4 protein-coding genes and 1 pseudogene are annotated in these 4116 nt (G+C 60.9%); all 5 read right to left on the bottom strand.

What is annotated here, in order from left to right; genetic code table 11:
* Positions 1–162: 162 nt before the first annotated feature.
* The 5 genes and pseudogenes from BJF92_RS00060 to BJF92_RS00040 all read right to left on the bottom strand — a co-directional run bounded on the left by BJF92_RS00060 (position 163) and on the right by BJF92_RS00040 (position 4018).
* Positions 163–402 carry a hypothetical protein gene (locus BJF92_RS00060; protein WP_075632760.1) on the bottom strand — a complete coding sequence of 80 codons (240 nt, stop codon included), beginning with the start codon at positions 400–402 and terminating at the stop codon, positions 163–165.
* 11 nt (positions 403–413) lie between these two features.
* A pseudogene (locus tag BJF92_RS00055) lies at positions 414–693 on the bottom strand (ATP-binding cassette domain-containing protein); the annotation flags it as partial.
* A gap of 9 nt (positions 694–702) precedes the next feature.
* Positions 703–2931 carry an FG-GAP-like repeat-containing protein gene (locus tag BJF92_RS00050; RefSeq protein WP_075632759.1) on the bottom strand — a complete coding sequence of 743 codons (2229 nt, stop codon included), beginning with the start codon at positions 2929–2931 and terminating at the stop codon, positions 703–705.
* Between the two features lie 155 nt (positions 2932–3086).
* The gene (locus tag BJF92_RS00045) at positions 3087–3614 is read right to left on the bottom strand and encodes a hypothetical protein (RefSeq protein WP_075632758.1); all 528 of its coding nucleotides are present in this window, start codon (positions 3612–3614) and stop codon (positions 3087–3089) included.
* Entirely contained in the window at positions 3611–4018 is a 408-nt protein-coding gene (locus BJF92_RS00040; RefSeq protein WP_075632757.1) for a hypothetical protein, read from the bottom strand. Before BJF92_RS00040 ends, BJF92_RS00045 begins: the two co-directional genes overlap by 4 nt.
* Between the last annotated feature and the right edge of the window lie 98 nt (positions 4019–4116).

The following is a 4116-nucleotide window of genomic DNA, read 5'->3' as shown; positions in this document are numbered from 1 at the left end:
GCGCGCATACCTTCTTCTCAAGCATATGCATCGCTGCAACCGTTATCTTTTGGTTGTGATTTATGAGTCCTGAGCCTAGATTTCACCCGTATTGCTATGGGGCATTGGGGGCGCTCCACGTTGTAGACCACCCCCATATTTATTGCATTTGGCCGAAAATGGCTATGCCTTCTGCTTCTGGTAGCTTTGGTAGAGCGCCCCCGCCCCGCCGCGTCGGTCTGCCTGAGATTTGGCCGCAAGCCCGGAGCGAACGCCCTGGTGAATGACCTTCTCAAGATGCCCGTCGCCATAGGCGTTGCCGGCGATCGTGACCGTGATCGAGGTGCCGCCATCCCCGCCGCCAGAGCCGCGCTTGCTGTTGGCGGCCGCCGCCGTCAGGCTTTCCGTGCGGTGGTTCGGCACGACCTGGGCCTCTGGTCCATGAAGATCACGCGATTGGCGACCTGAGGAGAGGAGCCGATGTCATGGGTGATGGAGAACATGGTCATGCCTTCCTCGGCGTGGCTGACCATGTTGTCGAGCACGCCCTTGACCATTTCCGGATCGAGCGCCAATGTCGGCTCGTCGAAGAGCAGGATCTTCGGCTTTCTTGCAGAACGCCCGGGCAATCGCCAAGCGCTGTTGCTGGCGGCCGGACAGCTGGCCCGAACATGTATTGGCCTATTCAGGGATCTTGACGAATTGCAAGATGTGCCTCCCGGCTCAGGCCAGCTCCCAGTCGGAGCCCAGCGCGGCGTTGATCAGCCCGCCACCGGCGATGTTCGCCCCGTTCATCTCCCAGGCCGCAAGTGTCTGCCCGTTCTGCAGCGCAATATCGGTCCTGCCATCGCCGTTCAGATCTGCCAGACCCGCGGCATGCCAGCCGGTCCCCATGGTGTTGATCATGCCACCGCCGGCGATCTGGAAGCCGTTCATCTGCCACACCGCGAGGATCTGGCCATTCTGCAGAACGAGGTCCGCCTTGCTGTCGCCATTCAGATCGCCCGTCCCGAAGATGGACCAACCTGCGCCGAGCGTACCGACGAAGCCGCCACCCGTCATCTGCGTGCCGTTCATCAGCCAGAGAGCCACGGTCTGGCCGTTCTGCAGAACGAGGTCGCTGCGTCCGTCGCCGTTGAGATCCGCCGTTCCCGCCAGCTGCCACCCATCGCCGAGGCTGGTGGAGAGCAGGCCGCCGCCTGCGATCTGCGCGCCGTTCATCTGCCAGAGCGCCAGTTGGCGATCGTTCTGCAGGAGGATGTCGGCTCTGCCATCGCCCGTGAGGTCGCTCATCGCGGCAACGGTCCAGCCATCGCCCATCGTGCCGATCAGGCCGCCGCCGCTGACCTGCACACCGTTCATCTGCCAGAGCGCCAGCTGCTGGTCCTTTTGCAGGAGAACATCCGCGCGGAGATCCCCATTGGTGTCGCCGGTGGCAATGGCAGACCAGTCGTCGGTCAGCGCCGGCATGAGACCACCGCCGGTCAGCGTCGCGCCGTTCATCACCCAGGCGGCAAGACTGGTCTGGTTCTGCAGGGCAATATCGGCGCGGCCGTCGCCATTGAAATCGCCGAACAGGCCCGGCGCACTGACGTCCTGGTCGGCAAAGTGCAGGGTTTCCACGCCGGTGAGATAGTCCGTTCCCTCAGACCCGACGAGCGCGCGCACGGAGATGAGCGCGCCGGTCTGTGTGACCACATATTGCGAGCGGGCAAACCCGTAGTTCAGGGTGTCGTGGCCCTTGCTGCCCAAAACCCTGTCGAGGCCGGCGCCACCGTCGAGAATGTCGGCGCCAGCGCCGCCCCGCAGGACGTCGTTGCCGTCGAGACCAGAAAGGGTGTCATTGCCGGTATTGCCCCACAGAATGTTGGAGACCTCGTTCCCAACGAGCGTGTCGTTTCCAGTACCGCCGACGGCATTCTCGATCAAGGACGCCGTGTTCCCGTGATATTCCAGCGCATTGAAAACGCTGCCGCGCGCCGTGTGGCCGCCACCGAGATTGGCGAGCTGCGCTGTATCGAGCACCGACCATTTGCCGGGCCGGAGATCGATGCTGAGGGCGGACGAATAGGCGCTGAAGTCGTAGGTGTCGTTGCCGCCCCCGTCCCAGACCGTCATGAAGATCGTGCTGCCGCCGGCATCGATTCCCACCGCGCCGTTGACCAGCGTATCGCCTGACCCCGGCGTCCACCGATAGACCGTCGCATCGGCATTCGTCGTATAGTCGGCGCCGTACATCGCCTGGAGCGCAGCGATGTCGAGCATCATATAGGTCTGGGCGAAGTCCCACTGGTGGTTCGTTACGCCCCCGTTCACATTGGCATTCTCATAGGAGCGATAGGACATGACGGTGAACTCCATCATGTCCCCGTCCAGCGGCACGCTGCCAAAGCTCCAGTTTGTCTCGTGCGGATGCTTCAAGCCAAGCGCATGTCCTACCTCGTGGATCTGCGTAAACCATGCATAATTGCCCGCCTGCGGTGTTCGCAGGTCATAGATCGAATTGTTGTCATAGGCCGCACCGGCCCACACATCGCCGTTGTCGCTCCGATCCGAGGAGATGTAATTGCCGGGAAAATCCGCGACTTGCGCCGTCCCCAAGCTCGAGCTGGTCGTTCCGGCGAAGCGGATCTGAGTGCCGCTGGTCGCGTTGACGTCGCCGAGGCTCTGGACATTCGCGGCCGTAAAACCCTTGAACGAGAAGCCGACCGACGCCGTGTTCTGGTCGCCGTCCAGGGCAAAGGACGCAGCGATCTTCTGCTGCGTGGTATAGGCGCGGAAATGCGCCGGAAGGTCGGTGACACCGCTTGAGCTGTAGTTATAGGCCGCCGAAGACAGGGAGAACGCATAGAAGATCGTCTGGTCCGCCCACTTGTCTCCGGCGAGAAGCCCGTCGATATATTGGTCGCCCGTGGCGGTAACCCGGGTCGTCGTCGCGCCTATGCCGCTCATTGTCATTCCTCCCTCTTCATGCGTTAATACAGAAGAACAAAGAGCCGCGAAGCAACGCTCAAACAGGCCCCTAATTGTCGGCCGTCTTCAAAACCTTACTTGGAAGGCTCGCCTAGCAAGGACAAGAAGCTATGCTCCCCAAAATTGTAAATTTGTTAAGCATATTGCATGCCGTGCTGCCGGAGTCGAGTCTCGAATTGCGTCCCAGGCACGGCGGGTTTTCGAAGACGAAGCGTTGCGCTGGGAAGCACATCGTCAGCAAACGAAAAGCCCAGCAAAACGTCAGGCCATGCGTCCCGAAGGTCGAGGAAGTGATTGAGCTGCACGGTCATCGCGTCGAGGTCTTCGCCGTTCATGGCCTGCAGAAGCGGCCCCACCGCATCGGCAAGAGAGGCGATTTGCCGGCGGGCGTCCTTCTGCCTGTGAGTGGCCTGCATGCTGGCTGCTCGGCGGATCTCAAGCAGAACGCTTTTGAAAAAGGCCCGCTCCTGGCGGCGCAAATCCACCATCCCCCGGATGGTCCCCACCGTGGACGCGAAAGCGACATTCTGGCTCGCGATCACGCCAGCCAGCGCGAGAGCATGCGCCCGAATGTCTTCGGGCGGCATCGCGTCATAGGCGCTGGAAAGGCGCTGCATTGCGTCTTCAACAGCGGCTGTTGTTTCGCCGCGCTGTTCGGTCATGCCGCGCCCATCCGCTTCTTGTTCACGTCCCAATCGAGCTTGACCAAATCGATGACAGGCCGGTCGGAAAGCTCGGCATTCTGGAACCATGCGCGGCGGAAATCGCCGGCGAACGTCTTGCCCGTATATCCAGACGGGCAGCCGATCTTTGCCTTGCCGGCAGTCGCCTTCGCGACGAATGGGTTGCCGTCAGTGGTGGGAAACGCGGTAGACGTCGCCACCAGTTGACCGTCGAGGTAAAAGAGGATCACAAAGCTCGTGCCGGACGAGTCTTCGAGATATTCGAAGGTCAGCTGGTGAATGCGGCTGTTAAAGACATCATTCTTCAGGCTCAAGCCAGCAATATAGCTCATATCCCAGGATGTCGCACCGCACCGGAAATAGATGAAGAGGTTGTTGACCACATTCGACCCATCCCCATTAGGCTCAGGACTCATAAATCACAACCAAAAGATAACGGTTGCAGCGATGCATATGCTTGAGAAGAAGGTATGCGCGCATC

The organism is Xaviernesmea rhizosphaerae (assembly GCF_001938945.1).
GTDB lineage: Bacteria > Pseudomonadota > Alphaproteobacteria > Rhizobiales > Rhizobiaceae > Xaviernesmea > Xaviernesmea rhizosphaerae.
The sequence above is the reverse complement of the archived record's forward strand: the minus strand, read 5'-3'. Positions and strand labels throughout refer to the sequence as shown.

Excerpts from the sequence above, each read along its gene's own strand:
- BJF92_RS00045 (WP_075632758.1), bottom strand. The coding sequence starts at position 3,614 with ATGACCGAACAGCGCGGCGAAACAACAGCCGCTGTTGAAGACGCAATG.
- BJF92_RS00050 (WP_075632759.1), bottom strand. The coding sequence starts at position 2,931 with ATGAGCGGCATAGGCGCGACGACGACCCGGGTTACCGCCACGGGCGAC.